At 60.3% G+C, this 18636-nt stretch carries 17 protein-coding genes; 7 read left to right on the plus strand and 10 right to left on the minus strand.

What is annotated here, in order from left to right; all coding sequences use genetic code 11:
* Positions 1-4: 4 nt before the first annotated feature.
* The 5 genes from ACSMXM_RS16050 to ACSMXM_RS16070 form a co-directional block, all read right to left on the minus strand.
* On the minus strand, positions 5-1183 hold the full coding sequence (locus ACSMXM_RS16050) for a pyridoxal phosphate-dependent aminotransferase (protein WP_460317446.1): 1179 nt from the start codon (positions 1181-1183) through the stop codon (positions 5-7).
* A 61-nt stretch (positions 1184-1244) separates the two neighbouring features.
* Positions 1245-2681, minus strand: a complete 1437-nt coding sequence (locus ACSMXM_RS16055; protein ID WP_460317447.1) for an amidohydrolase family protein — start codon at positions 2679-2681, stop codon at positions 1245-1247.
* Positions 2678-4084, minus strand: a complete 1407-nt coding sequence (locus ACSMXM_RS16060) for a metal-dependent hydrolase family protein (RefSeq protein ID WP_460317448.1) — start codon at positions 4082-4084, stop codon at positions 2678-2680. The genes ACSMXM_RS16055 and ACSMXM_RS16060 overlap by 4 nt, the downstream gene beginning before the upstream one ends.
* Before the next feature lie 94 nt (positions 4085-4178).
* The gene (locus ACSMXM_RS16065) at positions 4179-4574 is read right to left on the minus strand and encodes a VOC family protein (RefSeq protein WP_460317449.1); all 396 of its coding nucleotides are present in this window, start codon (positions 4572-4574) and stop codon (positions 4179-4181) included.
* Complete coding sequence (locus ACSMXM_RS16070; protein WP_460317450.1) at positions 4574-5068, minus strand: MarR family winged helix-turn-helix transcriptional regulator; 495 nt, start codon at positions 5066-5068, stop codon at positions 4574-4576. The genes ACSMXM_RS16065 and ACSMXM_RS16070 overlap by 1 nt, the downstream gene beginning before the upstream one ends.
* A 100-nt stretch (positions 5069-5168) precedes the next feature.
* Here ACSMXM_RS16070 and ACSMXM_RS16075 point away from each other — a divergent pair, with 100 nt between their 5' ends.
* Positions 5169-6563, plus strand: a complete 1395-nt coding sequence (locus ACSMXM_RS16075; protein ID WP_460317451.1) for a sodium-dependent transporter — start codon at positions 5169-5171, stop codon at positions 6561-6563.
* Between the two features lie 54 nt (positions 6564-6617).
* Complete coding sequence (locus tag ACSMXM_RS16080) at positions 6618-7808, plus strand: aminotransferase class V-fold PLP-dependent enzyme (protein ID WP_460317452.1); 1191 nt, start codon at positions 6618-6620, stop codon at positions 7806-7808.
* Positions 7809-7842: 34 nt separating this feature from the next.
* On the opposite strand, the gene ACSMXM_RS16085 is transcribed toward ACSMXM_RS16080, so the two are convergent.
* Positions 7843-8748: a cupin domain-containing protein gene (locus ACSMXM_RS16085; protein ID WP_460317453.1), complete on the minus strand. Its 906-nt coding sequence runs from the start codon at positions 8746-8748 to the stop codon at positions 7843-7845.
* Positions 8749-9038: 290 nt separating this feature from the next.
* Positions 9039-9464 carry a hypothetical protein gene (locus ACSMXM_RS16090; protein ID WP_460317454.1) on the minus strand — a complete coding sequence of 142 codons (426 nt, stop codon included), beginning with the start codon at positions 9462-9464 and terminating at the stop codon, positions 9039-9041.
* Between the two features lie 110 nt (positions 9465-9574).
* Between ACSMXM_RS16090 and ACSMXM_RS16095 the strand changes: the two genes are divergently transcribed.
* From ACSMXM_RS16095 to ACSMXM_RS16105, 3 genes are all read left to right on the plus strand, one after another.
* Entirely contained in the window at positions 9575-10270 is a 696-nt protein-coding gene (locus tag ACSMXM_RS16095; RefSeq protein WP_460317455.1) for a Crp/Fnr family transcriptional regulator, read from the plus strand.
* A 131-nt stretch (positions 10271-10401) separates the two neighbouring features.
* Positions 10402-10842: a hypothetical protein gene (locus ACSMXM_RS16100; RefSeq protein WP_460317456.1), complete on the plus strand. Its 441-nt coding sequence runs from the start codon at positions 10402-10404 to the stop codon at positions 10840-10842.
* Entirely contained in the window at positions 10784-11221 is a 438-nt protein-coding gene (locus ACSMXM_RS16105) for a universal stress protein (protein ID WP_460317457.1), read from the plus strand. Before ACSMXM_RS16100 ends, ACSMXM_RS16105 begins: the two co-directional genes overlap by 59 nt.
* A 133-nt stretch (positions 11222-11354) precedes the next feature.
* On the opposite strand, the gene ACSMXM_RS16110 is transcribed toward ACSMXM_RS16105, so the two are convergent.
* The 3 genes from ACSMXM_RS16110 to ACSMXM_RS16120 all read right to left on the minus strand — a co-directional run bounded on the left by ACSMXM_RS16110 (position 11355) and on the right by ACSMXM_RS16120 (position 16516).
* Complete coding sequence (locus tag ACSMXM_RS16110) at positions 11355-12644, minus strand: acyl-CoA dehydrogenase family protein (RefSeq protein ID WP_460317458.1); 1290 nt, start codon at positions 12642-12644, stop codon at positions 11355-11357.
* A gap of 142 nt (positions 12645-12786) precedes the next feature.
* Positions 12787-15474 carry an aconitate hydratase AcnA gene (gene acnA, locus ACSMXM_RS16115; RefSeq protein WP_460317459.1) on the minus strand — a complete coding sequence of 896 codons (2688 nt, stop codon included), beginning with the start codon at positions 15472-15474 and terminating at the stop codon, positions 12787-12789.
* A gap of 391 nt (positions 15475-15865) precedes the next feature.
* The gene (locus ACSMXM_RS16120; RefSeq protein ID WP_460317460.1) at positions 15866-16516 is read right to left on the minus strand and encodes a hypothetical protein; all 651 of its coding nucleotides are present in this window, start codon (positions 16514-16516) and stop codon (positions 15866-15868) included.
* A gap of 436 nt (positions 16517-16952) precedes the next feature.
* Here ACSMXM_RS16120 and ACSMXM_RS16125 point away from each other — a divergent pair, with 436 nt between their 5' ends.
* Together ACSMXM_RS16125 and ACSMXM_RS16130 are read left to right on the plus strand one after the other, a co-directional pair.
* Positions 16953-17798: a hypothetical protein gene (locus ACSMXM_RS16125; RefSeq protein ID WP_460317461.1), complete on the plus strand. Its 846-nt coding sequence runs from the start codon at positions 16953-16955 to the stop codon at positions 17796-17798.
* A gap of 194 nt (positions 17799-17992) precedes the next feature.
* The gene (locus ACSMXM_RS16130; protein WP_460317462.1) at positions 17993-18598 is read left to right on the plus strand and encodes a hypothetical protein; all 606 of its coding nucleotides are present in this window, start codon (positions 17993-17995) and stop codon (positions 18596-18598) included.
* Positions 18599-18636 lie beyond the last annotated feature (38 nt).

The raw sequence follows: 18636 nt of genomic DNA on the forward strand, positions 1-18636 counted from the left end.
AAGCTTAGCCATTTGTGCGTTGGTTGAAATACTGGCTCAGGCGATTGAGCGCTTCGGCCAACCTGTCATCGCTTTCGGCCCCAAAGCATAACCGCAAATGACCCTCGCCTGCTGAACCGTAGAAGCTGCCCGCCTCGACCACCACGCCTGTCTCCGCCAGGATTTCCTCCGCAATCTGCTGGGACGGCTTGCCGAGCGCACGCACGTCGGGAAATGCATAGATCGTGCCTTCGGGCAGGGCGCAGCGGACACCGGGCATCTGGTTCAACGCCTGAACCATATTGTCGCGCCGCTCCCGGTCCTCCTTGTTCATTTGCCGCACGGCGGTCTCGCCATTGCGTACTGCCTCCAGCGCGCCATGCTGGCTGAAGGTGCTGACGTGCGTCACGTCATTTGTGGTGACGTTCAGCATCGCCTTGACGAGGGCAGGCGAGGCGACCGCATATCCCAGCCGCCAGCCGTCCATTGCATAAGCCTTGGTGAAGGCGAAGAAGCTGATCGTGCGCTCCGCCATTCCCGGCAGGGATGCGATGCTGATATGCTTGGCATCGTCATAGACGACCTTCTCGTAAACCTCGTCGGAGAAGATCAGAAGGTCGTGGCGGATTGCGAGTTCTGCCAGCGCCTGGAGTTCCTTGGCGTCGTAAACCCGGCCGGTGGGATTGCACGGATTGATCAGTACGATCGCCTTCGTTTTGGGCGTGATCTTGGCTTCGATCAGATCCGGGTTGATGCGGAAATTATCTTCCGCATCCAGCGGGGCCGCAACCATGCGGCCGCCCGCCAACTCAACCTTGCCGACATGTTGCGGATAAAATGGTTCCAGGTGGATGACTTCGTCACCCGGATCGATGGTCGCCATGATGGCCGCAAAGGCGGCATGGGTCAGGCCATTGGTGACGAGGATCTGGTCCACGCCCACGTCCATTCCATTCTCACTGGCCAGCTTTGCGGCAAGCGCTTCACGCAGGGGCAGCAGGCCGCGCATATCCGAATAATGCACTTCGCCCCGCCGCAGTGCATCGACCGCCGCCTCGACAATATTGTCGGGCGTGTCGTGACAGGGGCGACCGACCTCCAGATGGATCAGCTCCGCCGCAGGCGTGGCCGATGCCATCGCCTTTTCATACATACCAAAGCTCTTCGGAGAGGCTTCGGTAATGCGGCGCGCAAGTTTCGACATTGAAGAACCTCGACTGGGTAAGAACGTGTCGCCCGTATCGTGGGCGGCGGAATATGGCGGATCAGCGCTCCGAACGGCGGAGCGTACGTGGTCCACCCGCCAGTGACAGTCTGTCCTCATCGATCAACTGGCCGTTCTTCATCACCCATGTGATCTGCTTGGCATTGTCGATGTCGACCGTCGGATCGGCGGAAAGCAGCACCATGTCGGCAAACTTGCCCGGTTCGATAGAGCCGAGTTCATCTGCTTTTCCAAGGTGCTTGGCCCCGTTCAACGTGGCCATGACGATGATGCGTTCGGCCGGCACACCGGCGGATTGCATCAATTCCATTTCGCGGTGCACGGCGGGGCCGATGGTCTGGTCCGTCGCGATGGCGACCACACCCCCGGCAGCATCGATCATGCGCATATTTTCCTGCGCGACCGGCGTCATCACCTTCATCCACCAGGTCCAGCCGCGTTCTTTCCATTGCGGGGCCGTTTCGTCGCGCAGAGTGGCGATCTCCTCAGCGCTTAGCGCAGCCTGATAGAGTGGCTCATCGAGAAATTCGGGTTGCTCGACCAGCCGGCTGTAACCCTCACCGATCGTCAGCGTGGTTGCGATGGGCGTCTTTTTCGCGCCCATGAGCTTGGCGAACTCCTCGGTAATCGGTCCCTGAATGACGGGGTGTGCCAGGCTGTCGATGCCGGCGAAGATCACTTCGGTCGCGCGCAACTCGCTGGAGGTATGCGCCGTGGTGCGCAGGCCGTGCAGATTTATCTCATAGATGATCTGCTGCATCAGTTCTGTGGGGAATTTGTCGATCATCGGCCGTGTGCCCCAGCCATGTTCGTCATAGGTCAGTTTGACGACATCGGGCTTCTGCTCTTCCAGATAGGCGAGCAGGGTGGGCCTGTCCTCGACCCAGTCGTCAATCTTGATCGCCATGGACGAACCATGGCCGTTGGCTGATGTGACGATATTGCCGGTGGCAAAGATGCGCGGAGACAGAATGTCGCCCGCGCGTTCCTCGGCGCGCAACCCCATGATGTGGCTGGGCACGTTGCCAGCGTCGTAAACGCTGGTCACGCCGGAATAAAGATAGCTCGCCAGCGCCTGAACGCCGAGTTCGTGTGCGGTCTCCTGGTCATATTCCACTTCCGGGGGCAGGAGGGATGCGGCCTCGCCCTTCTTGCCGCGCTCGACGCCAACCATCCGCCGGCCGTCACCGCCCCGGGCACCTTGCAGATGGATGTGTACGTCCATCAATCCAGGGATCAGGAACTTGCCTGTTCCGTCGATATGCCGGCCGGCGACCTGCGGCGCAGACGCAGTCGGAGTGACGAAGGTGATCCGCCCCTCCTCCACGCCGATCGACATGTCCGTCTGCTTCGGTTGGCCCGTGCCATCGATCAGCGTGACATTGTCCACGATGAAATCTTCGGCGCTTACGACCGCCGCTGCCGAGCAGAGCGCGAGGGAAATGCCCGTTTTCAGGATCATTGAAAAATTCTTCATCGCACCATTCCCGTTGGCTCACCGTCTTTTTTGAAAACCAGGCCGTCGCGCATCACGAAATCAACGGAAAGAACGGCCTCGATATTGTCGAGCGGATTGCTGTCGAGTGCGATAACGTCCGCGTCCATCCCCGGCTCCAGCTTGCCCCGATCGGGCAGCCCGCCTGCAAGCGATGCGTTGACGGTGCCGGTCTTCAGCGCCTCCATGGGGGACATGCCGGCATTGACATATTCCAGCATCTCGCGCGCGTTCGTGCCGTGCGGCGCGATGCCATTATCGGTGCCCAGAGCGATGCCGACGCCTTTTTCGATGGCCATGCGGACCATTTTCTTCGGCTGGTCACCCAACTGGTAAAGCTTTGCCAGGGAATTGGGGCGCAGATTGGCGAAGGGACCGGCATCGATCTTTTCCCGCGTATCGCCGACCCATGTTATGGGCCACACAGTGGGGACCAGCCAGGTGCCGTGTTCCTTCATCAGTTCCAGGCTTTCCTCGTCGGCCCACATCGCATGCTCGATGGAATCGTATCCAGCGCGAACGGCGGCATCGATGCCCTCCTTGCCATGCGCATGGGTGGTGACCTTGCGGCCCATCATATGGCCTGCGTCCGCGATGGCCTGAAGCTCTTCGTTTGTGAACTGCTGGCCGGTGCCCGCGTTGGAATCGTCCAGCACGCCGCCCGTGACATGAACCTTGATGACGTCGGCGCCATATTTAATGGCGGAACGCGTCGCCTTGCTGCATTCGTCCGCACCGTCGCAGACGCCGCGGCGAACTTCGGCCTCCATCAGGTCACGGCGCAGCCCGTGTGAATCCGCATGACCGTTGGTAGGACTTATTCCTTCGCCGGCGGCAATGATCTTCGGGCCGACCACGACGCCGCTCTCGACCGCATCACGAAGGGCGAACAGGCCGTCGCCGGTCGAACCGAGATCCCGGACCGTCGTGAAACCCGCCATCAGTGTATCGACCCCATTGGCGTAGGCCGTGATCGCCCAATATTCGGCAGGCTGGCGGAGGCGCAGCATCGGATCCGTCCTGCTGGGACCGCCAGAGCTGAGGTGGACGTGCATGTCCATGAAGCCGGGCATGACGAACTTGTCGCGCAGGTCGACGATCTGGGTATCTGCAGGCATGCCCGCTGCCGTCGCATCGACATAGCCCGGCATTACCGATTGCACCTTGCCGTCGACGAGAACCAGCGAGGCTTGCTGCATCGGCTGCTCGCCCGGAACGGCGAGAAGCGTGCCAGCGTGAATGATGGTGGGGACAGCTGCGGCAGCGGTCCGGTGGGCCGGCTGGCCGGGCGGGAGTTCCGCAGTGGTGGAATCGATGGGCACCGGCTGGGCCATGGCGAGCAACGCCGGGGCGCACAGCAGTGTGAATATGTTCGTCTTACGCATGACCAAACTCGACCCCCTCAGCTTTAGCTTTAGCGATCAGTAAAATATGAAAATGCATGAGTCAAGTTTGTGGCCGAGGGGCGAGACTCACCTGCTACAGCCATTGGAAGAACTCCAGCGTATAGCCTTCCGGGTCGACTAGTTTGAATTCAACCGTGCGCCCGCCACAGCCAATGTCGAGGCCAACACCGACCCCTTCCACATCTTTTGTAAACAGGTGTCGATGCCAGCCTTCCAGGTCGGTCGTTTCGATCGACAGGATCGCGCCCTTTTTCCTTACTGGGCGCTGGCTGCCATGATGGCCATCGACCAGGCTTAGATAGCTGGAACTACTTAGCCGGAAAATCGAGACAAACTCCAGGCGCAGCACATTTTCAAACCCGATCCGATCATACCATTCGGTCGCCCGGGGAAGGTTCTCGTAATAAAACATCGTGTGCACCCCATTGATAGCGGGGGCCGTGTTCGGCTTTTCTTCTCCAGTCGTCACTAGATAACCTGCGTTATGTTTCTCTCGATTTTACGCAAAGTCTGCTGCAGGCTTTTCAACTCGTCTGCCGGCAGTGTCTCAAAGGCAATCTTCTGGTGGCGAAAGGCCGTCGGTACGATCTCGTTGAAGGTATTTGCGCCCTGCGTGGTCAACTGCACCTGCACGACCCGGGAATCCTCGTCGCAAGTGTGCCGCGTCACAATGCCATCCCGTTCCAACTGCGCCACCACGCGGCTGACCGTGGGCTGTTCCATCAAGGTATGCTCGATGATCTGCGACAGTGTCAGCCGCCCGTAGGAGCGCAGAACGCTCATGATCCGCCACTGCGAAAGGTTCACGCCTGTCAGCTTCAGTCGCTTGTGAAGCCTTTGATTCAAAAGGTTCGTCACCTTGTAGAGCTGGTAGGGAAGGTACTTCGCGATCCAGCCATTTCCCGCTTCGAGATCTTCCGCGGGCGGGCGCTGGTCCGCGCCATCTTCACTCACTTCATCCACGTGGTTACGCTCCTTCCCCGGCCTGCCGCCGGATTGATAGACACGGCTTGCCACATACACAAGTATATGCAAATACATATGATGTTAGGGAGGGGTTGGCATGGCCGATTTTAGTGACGAGCAGAGTTCAACATCCTCGCAAACCGGGGAGGTTTGGACCTCGAAATGGGGATTCGTCCTGGCGACCGCTGCGGCCGCCATCGGCCTCGGCAGCCTGTGGCGATTCCCCTATGTCGCGGGCGTCAATGGCGGCGGCGCCTTTGTCCTCATCTATACAGCCTTTGTCATCGCCCTCTGCGTACCCGTGATGATCGCGGAAATGGTCATGGGCAAACGCGGCCATGGCAGCGTCGTGGCAACCATGAAGCGGCTGGTCAGATCGGAAAATGCCTCCCCCGCCTGGCGTGTCGTAGGGTGGCTCAGCATTGCGGTCCCCTTCTTCGGGCTCAGCTATTACAGCGTCGTTGCGGGCTGGTGCGTGGACTATGCCCGAGAGGCGCTGCTGAACGGCTTTTCCGGTGCGGACGCCGACAGTTCGCGTCTGTTGTTCGAGGCGCTGATCGCCGGCGCGGTGCGTCAGTCGTTCATCCAGTTCGCCTTCATCTTCTGCGTGGCGACGGTCGTCGCGATCGGCGTTCAGCGCGGCATCGAGGTGATTTCGCGGATCAAGATGGTCTCGCTGGCCGTGGTGCTGGTCGGTCTGGTGATCTACAACCAGATCACCTTTGGTCTGGGGGACGGCATCGTCTTTCTGTTGCGGCCCAGTTTCGAGGCGGTGACGGGGGCAAGCGTCCTGACCGCATTCGGTCAGGCACTCTTTTCCATGGCGATCGGCGCCGGCGTGCTGATGACCTACAGCGCCTATTTGCCGCGGGGGGTCTCAATCGGGCAGTCGGCGGGGATCGTTTCCATATCCGTTATCGTGGTGGCGATGCTTGCAGCTCTCGCGATCTTCCCCATCGTGCTTGCCAGCGGTCTGGGTCTCGCAGAGGGGCCGAACCTGATCTTCGTCACCCTGCCGGTCGCTTTTGGCGACATGCCGGCGGGCCGATTGGTCAGTGTCGCGTTTTTCGCCCTTATTTCTCTTGGCGCCTTTACCACCGCCGTTGGCATGCTGGAGCCGGTGGTTGCCTGGCTGAGGGAACTGACGGGGTGGACGCGCACGACGGTCGCCTATGCCACGGCGCTTGCCGTATGGCTCGTCGGCTTGCCGTCACTGCTCTCCTTTGGGCCGCTTGCCAATGTGCATCCGCTGGCGATGGTCCCGGGGTTTGAGGGCAAGACCTTCTTCGACGCCCTAGATTTCGGAATTGCCGAGATATTGTTGCCGGTCAATGCGTTGCTGATCGCCCTGTTCGCCGGATGGGCCATGCGCTCCCTCGGGCGAGCCAGCAGCGAGTTTTCGCCCACCGGTTTCCGTTTCTGGCACATTTCGATCCGTTACGTCGTCCCTGCCGCCATTCTCATCCTGCTGCTGGATAGCGTCATCAGGTGAGGCCCTGACCGCATCAGGACGTGGCTACCATCCCATTTTCGGAGTTATGCATATATGTCAGACAGTTTCGACATTGCCGCCTTTCGCAGCAATTTCGCGTCTCTGCCGCGCCTGGCCTATCTCAATAGCGGCTCCTATGGCTTGCTCGCGGGATCGGTGCGCGACGCCTTCAACCAATATATGGCGACGCGTGTAGAGGTCGGAGCAGATTGGGGTGGCTGGGTCGGTGATCTGGAATCCGTGCGTGCCAAGCTCGCTGGGCTTTTGGCCGTCGACGCCGATGAAGTCGCCATAACCGGCTCGGCATCGTCCGGCCTCAATTCCTTTGCCGGCGCTCTCGATTTTAGCGGCAAGCGCAACAAGGTCGTGGTATCGAACTTCGAATTCCCGACCAGCGCCCAGATCTGGCACGCCCAAGAGCGTGCCGGCGCGCGGATCGTCCACGTAAATGAAAGCGAAGAGGCGGTCATTCCGCTGGAACGGTTCGAAGCGGCAATCGACGGCGATACCGCGATCGTCGCCATTTCGCAGGTGTGCTACCGGCATGGCGGGCGGATTCCGGACGACGATATTCGTGCAATCGCCGACATGGCCCACCGCAATGGTGCGTTGCTCGTGCTCGATTCCTATCAGATCGTCGGAACCACCCCGATCAGGCCGAGAGACCTGAACGTCGATTTATGTGTGGGCGGCATGCTCAAATATCTGCTGGGGACGGCCGGCATAGGTTTCATGTATGTCAGATCCGATCTGATCGGCGACCTTGTCCCGCGCGCAAGCGGCTGGTTCACGCAGGCGGACATAGAGGCGATGGACATTTTCGCTCACCGGCCGAGCCCGACCGCGCGCCGCTTTGAGGGCGGCACTCCGCCCGTCCCCTCCTGCGTGGCATCCGTGGCCGGTCTCTCGTTGATCGAGAACATAGGTTTGGAGGTAATCGGCGAGCAGGTCAGGAACGTAACGCGCTACACGCTTGAGCGTTTAAGGGACGCCGGCCTGCCATTTTCCAATCCCGATGCGGACGAGCGGCGCGGTCCGCTGATTTCCATTCCCTCTGTCGATGACGAAGCGCTGGTCACGGCACTGGCAAAGGAGAACGTCATCACCTCCTGCCGCGATGGCAGGCTGCGCGCAGGTTTTCATGCCTATAATGACGAGGCGGACGCGGACAGGTTCGTTGCCGCCCTTCAGGTAAACCGCTCGCTTCTGGACTTGTCCCGCCAGGCGGGACCGGGGCGCTTCTAAAAGGGGGGGAGGCGCCGATCCCCCCTCGGAACGGTCAATAGTAATTTATCCCGGGGTTCGTGCCGGGGTGGATGAACCCCACGACGTCCATTCCGTCCTCCGACAGGCTTTGAAGCGAATGGACGTGCTTGCGGGGAAAGAAGATGACATCGCCCGCGCGCACCTCTGCACGGCGCGTCTGGTTCCAGATCATGCCGTGGCCTGAAACGATGATCAGTGCCTCCTCGTAAAGATGACGATGCATCTTGGCGCGGGATTTCGGGATATGGCCGATGAACTGCGCGGAATTCGTCAGGCCGTCCGTATCGTCCAGCAGCACCTGAAAATAGCGTGGCCCCATTTCGGTACGGGCGCCCTCATCGATCAGACCCATCCGTTCCGGCTGTACGTCATGAAAGGCGGCTTGTTCCTGCACGATACGAAGAGAATCCGCTGCCGGGCACACGGAAATATAGCAGGCAAGGTTTTCACCTTCCAAAACAAACGTCTCGTCAGCAAGGACGAAGGCGCCGCTCATCTGCGACAGCGCAAGGCGTTCGCCGCCGATAATGATCCGGCCTTCACCTTTGGCGACCCAAATGACAACCTCTCCGTCCGCGCCGAACATGGGCGACTGACCCCGGTCCAGCTCCAGATAGAATTGCGACTGGTGGCGTGACCCCAGATCGGGTGTCACCAGCGCGCTGATCCGAGAGTCTGCCGATAGGTCAGTAAGGGACTTGCCCGGACTGACCACATAGCAATCGCCGTCCAGACGCGCGAAGCCTTCGCGGTCTGGACTGACCAGGGCAACAGCCTGATCCTCCCCTCGATCACCCTCATCCGTATAACCCCCGGCAAGATTGCTGTGGGTGCCGTCGCAGAAAGGCGGTGTCGATGTCTGCTTGCATCCGCAGAAAAGAACTTCTTCATCCGCCTTCGCCCGATAGAGAACGGGCAAAAAGCCAGTGCCTATATGTGATTTGCCATCGCAATAGGGCTGCGTCGCCGACTTCCCGCAGGCACACCATAGAGAGCGTTGGCCCGCGCGGAGCTCGCAATAAAATGGCTGATCGGCAGCTACCAGCCCCTTTCCATCCTGCATGACTTGTCCTCATCTCTGCAATTTCGAGGACGCTTAACATATGCAATTAAATATATATAGGAATATCCAATGAGGGTGGAAGCTGTGTGGCGGATGCCAGGCTGGCCCGAAAGACGGCATCCATCCTGGCTGTTCCGCAGTGTTATCTATAGCATCACCATCTTCAGGATGGCGGCAAACATGCCAAATCCCGTCAGGGCGATGGGGAGCGGCAGAATTTGCCATGCAGCTTCCCGAACCGACAGCAGGCCACTTCCCGTTTCGACAGGAGCTTTCGCCACCCGGTCGAGCGATTCACGACCTATCGGCGACATCAGGCCACCGCCGAAATAGCCCACCAGGCAGATCAGGCAGATGGCAAAAACAAGCGGCATGGGGGCGGCTGTCATTGCAGGAATACTGAGCATCAGGAGGAGGACGGCAAAGGAACCAGCGAAAACCCACAGGATCGGCGCCGGTACGCCGGACGGCGGGCGGTTGTGACCCACACCGATGATCGCGGGTTCGATCCGCCTCCTGCTCCTTGCGACTGCCGGGCTGGCTTGCCGTTCAGGCTTGGTGTCGATGATCATGTTCGTCTCCTGTGGCTAAGCGGCGATGTGCCGTCTCGTTCGCCTGTGATAGATGGCGGAGGGAGAGCGAGTTTGACTGACATCAAATTTGCGCGAGAATGATGGGTGTGATGGAAAAAGCTTCGGCATGCACAGGCTGCGATGTTCGAACCCAGGCGATTTGCCATGTTCTGGGCGGGGACGCGCTTGCGCGTTTTGCAGACAGCGGCCGTCGTCGAAGCGTTCGCAAGGGCGAAACGGTGATGTGGCAAGGGGACCAGGACGGCGCCTGTGCCACCCTGACGCGCGGGGCGCTCAAGATGGTCGTCGTTAATGAGGAAGGGGACGAACGTATTGTCGGCACCGTCTATCCCGCCGACTTCGTAGGATCGCCGTTCCAGTCTGCCTCAACAGTGCAGGTAACTGCGCTGACGGACAGCGAGCTCTGTATCTTCTCACGCGCCGCCTTCGCCGAGGCGCTCCAGCAGAACCGACCTTTGGAGCGGGAATTACTACGCCGAACCATGGCTGATCTGGAGCGCACACGGCTGGACGACAGTCGAATGGCCAGTCTGGGAGCGCGTGCCCGCGTGGCGGCCTTGTTGGCCGACTTGGCGGGACGCGCCCGCCCAGGTTGCGCGATAGACCCAGATGGCTGGTTGAACCTGCCGCTGACGCGAGGTGAGATGGCAGCCATGCTCGACCTGCGCATCGAAACTGTCAGCCGCGAAATAAGCGCATTGGAATCCGATGGCATAATCCAGCGGCGCGGAAGATCAGGGCTGAAGGTTATCGACACGAGGCGCCTGCAGGAAGCCGCATCCTGAGCGTGCCTACGGAATGCCGACGGCGCGCTTGTTCTGCCAATTTGATTTGTGTCAAACAATAGCCTCCTTCGCCATTGCACACTGCTTTTCGGGCTCCGCACCTATGCGGAGCGGATCGGAAGGAAATGTCGATGAAAAGCATATTGCTGCAAATGAACGAAGACGGCGCGCAATCCTCCCGGATGGAGGCGGCACTGGCGATCAGCCGGACTTTGGGCGCTCATCTTACGTGCTGCCACTCCATTTCATTGTCGGCGCTGGTCGTGGACGCTTATCCGATCGGTGTTTGGACCGGTTATACCACGGACGAGCTGCGCAAGCAGTCGGAGGCGTCATGGCAGGCATTCCGCGACAGGTGGGAAGCGAAGCTGGCCAAGGAGGATGTACCATGGACATGGTGCCGTCTGCACGTTGGCGCGCCGCAAGGGTTGAGACGAAAGGCGCTTCTCGCGGATCTGACGGTCGTTAGCCTTACTGACGAGGATTGCGGTCCGCTTAGCAGCAAGCGGTTTCTTGGCGAGGCTGTCGCCGGAATCACCGGCCCGGTGCCTTGGCATCCCGGCCGGGCATGATCGCTTTGAGCCGAATGGTCAGGTCCTGGTCGCGTGGGACGGGACGGAAGAGTCGGCGCGCGCGCTGAGGGCGAGCGTTCCCTTGTTGAAGCATGCGGAGAATGTGCTCCTTGTCACGGCGGGAGAGCAAGACAGCGGGCGCGAGGATCTTCGGTCAGCCGCCGCCTATCTCGGTCATCACGGCCTTGAGGTCGAAATCGACGAATTGGTGATAAAGGGATCGGATTCGACCACGATCCTTGACGCTGCGAAAGGCGTGGATGCCGACCTGATCGTGATGGGTGCCTATGGACGGTCCCGAATGGCCGAGATGGTTCTGGGCGGTCTTACGCAGCACCTGCTTACCCAGCGCAAATTTCCGGTCCTGTTCAATCATTAGCGTAACGCGGGCTCTTGGCGGTCCCGCGCCGGCGCGAGAACGCAAGGCCCGGTAGCGGACACCGGCAGCCACAGATTTGCCGCCGCCGACGGAACGGGGTCGCGATCCCCTCCGTCGGCGGCATCCGCCGTCCTTAGCTGTTGCTGCCGTAACTGCGCATCTCTGCGCGGCCGACCACGAAGTGATGCACCTCGTCCGGTCCGTCGACGATGCGGAGGGTGCGCTGCTTCGTGTACATGTCGGCTAGCGGTGTCCACTGAGACAGGCCCGTGGCGCCATGCATCTGGATGGCCTGGTCGATGATCTCGCAGACGCGTTCGGGGACCATTGCCTTGGCGATGGAAATCCACACGCGCGCTTCCTTATTACCAAGCACGTCCATCGCACGGGCCGCCTTCAGAACGATCAGGCGCATCGCCTCTATGTCAATGCGGGCGCGGCTAACCACTTCCATATTCTTGCCAAGTTGAATGAGTGGCTTGCCAAAGGCTTCCCGGCTCATGCCTCTTTGCATCATCAGATCCAGCGCGATTTCGGCCTGGCCGATGGCGCGCATGCAGTGGTGGATACGCCCCGGCCCCAGACGCAGTTGCGAAATTTCGAATCCGCGACCTTCGCCCAGCAGAATATTCTCCTCCGGGACGCGCACATTCGTGAATTTGACGTGCATATGGCCGTGGGGGGCGTCGTCCTTTCCGAAGACGTTCATGCCCCCCAGAATTTCAACGCCAGGCGTGTCGATGGGCACGAGAATCTGCGACTGTTGCAGATGCGACGGTGCGTCGGGTGACGTTTTCACCATCGCAATCATGATCTTGCAGCGCGGGTCTCCGGCGCCGGATGTATAGTATTTCTCTCCGTTGATGACCCATTCGCCATTTTCGAGGACGGCGGACATGGAGATGTTCTTGGCATCGGAGGAGGGCAGGCCGGGTTCGGTCATGGCGAAGGCGGAGCGGATTTCGCCCGCCAGCAGGGGTTTCAGCCATTTTTCCTTTTGTGCCGGGGTGCCGACGCGTTCCAGCACCTCCATATTGCCGGTGTCGGGCGCGGAGCAGTTCATGGTTTCGGAGGCGAGGGAATTCTTTCCCAACTCGACGGCGATATAGGCGTAATCGAGGTTGGAGAGGCCTTCGCCGGTTTCCGCGTCGGGCAGGAAGAAGTTCCACAGACCCTGTTCCTTGGCCTTGTTCTTGGCGCCTTCCAGAAGCTCCAACTGGCCGGGGACATAGGACCAGCGGTCGGCGCGACCCTCGCCAAGCGCATGAAATTCAACGCTCATCGGTTGTACGACATCGGCGATGAACGTGCGGACCTTCTCAAGGAGCGGCACCGCCTTTTCAGACATGCGCAGGTCATTGAGATCGTCGCGCGGATTGAGGCCGAAGCCGGTGCGGGACGTGTTTTTCGGGGTGCTGGTCATAGGGCTCTCTCCTCAAGGCTCCGTTCTCCTAACGCCTTATCACGGCGCGCAGGACCATCCATAGCGTCAGGATGGGGAGCGGGAAGCGGGCGCAAAAAAGGGCGCGGCCACGCATGGCCGCGCCCCTTTTTCAGCGTCCCGATCAGGCTGCGAGGTTACGCAGAACGTAGTGCAGGATGCCGCCATTCCGGTAATATTCCAGCTCGTTACGCGTATCGATCCGACACAGGGCGGTGAAGCTGCCGGTGGAGCCATCGGCGCGTTCGAAATCGACGGTCACGTCCTGGCGGGGTTCCAGGCTGGCGAGGCCCTGGATGGTGAAGATTTCGTCCCCCGTCAGGCCGAGGGATTCGCGGCTTTCGCCCTCCGCGAACTGCAGCGGGAGGACGCCCATACCGACCAGATTGGAGCGGTGGATGCGTTCGTAGCTTTCCACGATGACCGCCCTAACCCCAAGCAAAATCGTGCCTTTTGCCGCCCAGTCGCGGCTGGAGCCGGTGCCGTATTCTTTGCCGCCCAGAACGACGAGGGGGGTGCCCTCCTCCTGGTAGAGCATGGCGGCGTCGTAGATGGGCATGGTTTCGCCGGTGGGGATGTACTTGGTCAGGCCACCCTCCGTGCCGGGGACCATCTGGTTCTTGATGCGGATGTTGGCGAAGGTGCCGCGCATCATGACCTCGTGGTTGCCGCGGCGCGAGCCGTAGGAGTTGAAATCGGCGCTAGCCACCTGATGCGCCTGCAAATATTCGCCGGCGGGGCTGGACGCCTTGATGGCGCCAGCGGGGCTGATGTGGTCGGTGGTGATGGAATCGCCGAACACGGCCAGCGCGCGCGCGCCGATAATATCCTTTGGATCCGCTGGTTTAAGGTCCATCCCCTCAAAGTAGGGCGGGTTCTGCACATAAGTTGACGATGCATTGAACTGATAGACACGGCCGCCCGCGACATCGATCCCCTGCCAGCGATCGTCGCCGGTGAAGACCTGGCCATAGCGTTCCTTGAACATGGCGGGGGAGAGGGCGGATTCCACCATCGCCTTCACGTCATGATTGGATGGCCAGATGTCGCGCAGATAGACGGGCTGGCCATCCGACCCCTCGCCGATGGGATCGACGGAGAGGTCCTTCCGGACCGTGCCGGCCAGCGCAAAGGCCACGACCAGCGGCGGCGAGGCGAGATAGTTGGCGCGCACGTCGGGCGACACGCGCCCTTCGAAATTGCGGTTGCCGGAAAGGACGGACGCGGCGACCAGATCATTATCGTTGATCGCACGCGAAATCTGCGCAGGCAGCGGCCCGGAATTGCCGATGCAGGTGGTGCAGCCATAACCGACAAGGTCAAAGCCGAGCGCGTCGAGGTCCGACTGCAGGCCGGTCTTTTCAAGGTAATCGGTCACGACCTGCGATCCGGGCGCCAGCGAGGTTTTCACCCAGGGCTTTACGTCCAGGCCCTTGGCGCGCGCATTGCGGGCGACAAGGCCGGCGGCGATCAGCACGTCGGGGTTCGACGTGTTGGTGCAGCTGGTGATGGCGGCGATCACCGCATCGCCATGGCCAAGGTCGTAATTTTCATTTTCGACGGCGACGCGCCTGTCCTTCTCATCGGACTTCTTGAACTGGCCGTCCAGCTCCCGCTCGAACGCGGTCTTCATGGCGGTCAGCGCGACGCGGTCCTGCGGCCGCTTCGGCCCGGCCAGCGACGCCTCGACCGTGGACAGGTCCAGCTCCAGCGTGTCGGTAAAGACGGGGTCGGCGCTGTTTTCATCATGCCACAGGCCCTGTTCGCGGGCATAGGCCTCTACGAGGTCGCAGCGCCAATCCTCGCGCCCGGTAAAGCGCATGTAACGGATGGTTTCGGCGTCGATGGGGAAGAAGCCGCAGGTGGCGCCATATTCCGGCGCCATGTTGGCGATGGTCGCACGGTCGGCCAGCGTCAGTTTCGACAGGCCCGGGCCGTAAAATTCGACGAATTTGCCGACGACGCTTTTTTCACGCAGCATCTGAACGCAGGTCAGGACGAGGTCGGTCGCGGTAATCCCCTCCGAAACCTGTCCGGTCAGCTTGAAGCCGACGACTTCGGGGATCAGCATGGAGACGGGCTGGCCCAGCATGGCCGCCTCTGCCTCGATCCCGCCGACGCCCCAGCCCAAGACGCCCAGGCCGTTGATCATGGTGGTGTGGCTGTCCGTGCCGACGAGGGTGTCGGGATAGGCGACCATCTGGCCATCCGCATCCTCAGACGTCCACACGGCCTGACCCAGATATTCCAGATTGACCTGGTGGCAGATGCCGGTGCCCGGCGGCACGACGCGGAAATTGCGGAATGCCTGCGATCCCCATTTCAGGAATTCATAGCGTTCCTTGTTGCGTTCATATTCCAGCGCCACGTTCGCCTCAAAGGCTTGCGGCGTGCCGAATTCGTCGACCATGACGGAATGGTCGATGACGAGGTCGACGGGGACCAGCGGATTGATCGCCTCTGGCTCGCCCCCCAGTTTTTCGATGGCGGCGCGCATGGCGGCCAGATCGACGACGGCGGGAACGCCGGTGAAATCCTGCATCAGGACGCGGGCGGGCCGATACTGAATTTCGCGATTGACGCGGCCATCGGCCAGGAAGGTGGCGAATGCCTCAACATCCTCCTTGCCCACCGTGTCGCCGCCATCCTCGAACCGCAGCATGTTTTCCAGAAGGACCTTCATGGAGAAGGGCAGGCGGTCCAGATTGCCGTATTTTTCGGCGGCGGCGCGCAGCGAATAATAGGCAAAGGACTGGCCGTTCACGTCCAGGGTCTTGCGGGTGGACAGGCTGTCGGTTCCGGTCTGTGTCATCAGATATCTTTCGTCGAAAAGTGATACTTTTCGCCGGGAGGGAATCGCGGGGGGATCGCGGGGTCCGGCGGGCTTGCGCCGGGTGTTAGCAGAGGGGGCGGGAAGGGGGAAGGGTGTGGGGTGGCAGCGCGTCCGTCCCACTTGTGATACCGAAGCCCATGCAGAGCAGCGGTTTTTAGTTTCGGCTCATCGATGAATCGATTTATGTTATTAACAAAGGGTTGGCGACCAAAGCTTTGGCACAACCATATTTAACGTACTGAGAAACGGCTAATGTAGCGCGCTAAAAAATCGGTGAAGAAGATTGCCGGAGGTTCACCGGAAGTGGTTGACGTAATCCGTGCAAACTTTTCGAGCCCGTATGAAATCGCTCGTGAGAACGAAGCTGAAATTAAGCGCCTTCTACGCGCCGTGGTTGAGGCTGCCCGCTAACCTCGACAAAGGAGTTATATAACTCCCAAGCAATGGTGTATGTTATAAGCAGATGCAGAGGTTGTGCCGGAAGCTTTTCCCAATTCTCGTCTCGGGCCTCCCATCCGCCGTCTTTCTTTAATGTCATGTATTCTGGAGAATCGATAGATGCATCGACATGACCGCCGCCGTCCCGAAATCTAATTTCAAGGATTAAATCCTTTCTTGTTAGTGGTTTTTGGTTGTGGACAAATACCGGTTCCGCCCACCATTCTTCGAATGGTATTTTATGAAAATGCTCGCGACCTTGAACGAGCTTAGGAACCCACCCATTCCCTCCAAACGCAAGTGTCGGCGGCGACTGAACGAAAGCGTTCGGGTCTAATTTATCGGCCGTGGTTATGACCGTGAACCAGCTCCGATAACCTAACTGTGTTATGATTGACTTCGATTTTCCCCATCCATCATGACAGATCATGTGAATGATAGTTGCGAGAAGCTTTCCGGCCCAATGACCGCCGCCTTCGAAAGCTATCATTAATTCTCTCATGGCAACCAGCTGTTCGCTTGTTTCTTTAACTATTTCGTCTCGTGTGCGAGTATAGGCGGTAGGCTTCGAATCATCAGGCATACGCGTTTTTAGCCCACTTTTGGTAAATCTCTCAGCCAAACTCCGTCGGACGGCTTTGCTTCCCCTGTTTATCAACGGTCCTTTTAGCCGCTGTAGCGTTTTATTCACGGGCGTTGATTACTCTTTGCGTCTCATGCTTGAAACGCTCGTTCAACTCCTTCTGGCTCTCGGCGTTTTGCTTTCTGGGCACGACGCCGTCGCACTGGCTGTATGTTAGGTGAGGCGTTTTTTTGATAATGGTGGACAAGAATGCGTCCGCGCGATCTGCGTCGTTGCAACCAAGCGCAATGCGGTTGTTACAGCGGAACTTAAATTCCGCCAAATAGCGGAGCAGGTGCTGCTCGCCGCAAAGCCACGGGGGTCTTTGTGGGTTTAGAACCCATCAACATCGAAAACCATTTTCCTACACCCACCCGAATCAGCGATACTCCCGGACATGCACAATCGGGACACGCACGACACGGATGGCACTGCACGGCGCTGGGCCGCCGATGAAGACTCGGCTATCCTGCAAGACGAACAGAGGCCCGTCGCGGCGCGCGACAGGCATGATGGGTGGACGGCGGTGCGGCAGGCGCGCTTCCTGAACTTCCTGGCGGAAAGCGGGGTGGTGTCGGAGGCGTGCAAGGCGGTGGGCCTGTCCACCACCTCTGCCTATCGGTTGCGGGCGCGCAATGCGAACTTTGCCCGCAGCTGGGACCAGGCGCTGGACCGCGCGACGGTCGAGCTGGAGGCGATCGCCTTTGAACGGGTGATCAACGGCACGGAGGAGACCGTCTGGTCCCACGGCAAGGCGGTGGGCACGCGGCGGCGATATTCCGACGCCCTGCTGAAGACCCTGTTACAGCGGCGGCGGCCCGAAACCTATGGCAGCGGCAAGTCGGCGCGGGCGCCGGGGGCGGGGGACTGGCGCACGGCGGTGGCGCGCCTGCTGGACGAGGAAAAGGACTTGATCCTGTCCGACCAGAACGGATCGCCTCTGTTCGACCCGGAAACGGGGGCGGTCCGCAACAAGCAGCGGCGCGGCCTGCACGATCTGCGCGCCTATGAGGCGGAGGCGCGGGAATCGTGCCGCCTGTTGCAGAACGCCGTCATGACGGAAGAGGAGCTGGTGCGGGCGCGCAGCCCCTATTGGCAATCGGCCGAGTTCACGCCGCATGGCGACATATTGGACACGGACGGCGCCCTGCTTGGCAAGATGACGGAAGAGGCCATGGTGCGCCTGGCCGCCGAGCGAAAGGCGGCGGAGGCGAAGAAGAAGATGGGCAATAGCTGGGGGTAGGCTGGCTGGTTGGCGGGGCGGGGCAACGAAGGTGCCGGAACGTACTGAAAGGATGTGGCCGGGCACGCCATTCACCAGTTGAAGAAACGTTAATTCGTCCATAATGACTGTTTTATGACGCAGTCGGCGGCCGAGTCCGGCATCCGCTTTCCCCGTACAGGTGCCCGCCGCTGACCTTTCGATCCTCCCTGATTTTGGCGCTGTTCGCGGCATTTCTGACCATAATGGTCGTTATTGCGGCGGGCCTGCTCATTGGCACGGAAAATGTGCCCGTGCTGACCCGCGACGTGGCCGCCACCATGGAAATCAGCGCCTTTTACGGCCTGGTGTCCAATCTGGGCTCCTTTCTGTGGTATGGGACGGGCGCGGTCTTGCTGTTTACCGCAGTGTCGGGGCGGCATGACCTGCCGCGCGGGAAAATTCGGTTCATGTGCGCCGCGGCGGCCCTGTCCGCCCTGCTGTGGGTGGACGATTTCTTTATGATGCACGAACAATTGCAGCTGTCGGCGCTGCAGATCCGGGAACGCTATACCTTTGCGGTGCTGGGCGCGCTGACCCTTTGGCATATCGTCACTTTCCGGCGGGAATATCTGTCGCATGCGCCGGCAGTGTTCGCCGCAGCGCTGGCGCTGTTCGCTACAGCCGTGGGCGTCGACATGCTGGAGGAACAGATGGTCTGGCGCTTTGGCAACTGGGCCTATCTGATGGAGGACGGGCCGAAATGGCTGGGCATCGCCATGTGGAGCTTCTGGCATGTCAGCTACGCCTTTTATGTGAACAACCGAAAGGGCGCGGCTTAGGCCGAGGGTGGCTGCGCGCTATGTGCCGAAACTGCTGC

Source organism: Pacificimonas sp. ICDLI1SI03 (genome assembly GCF_054740865.1).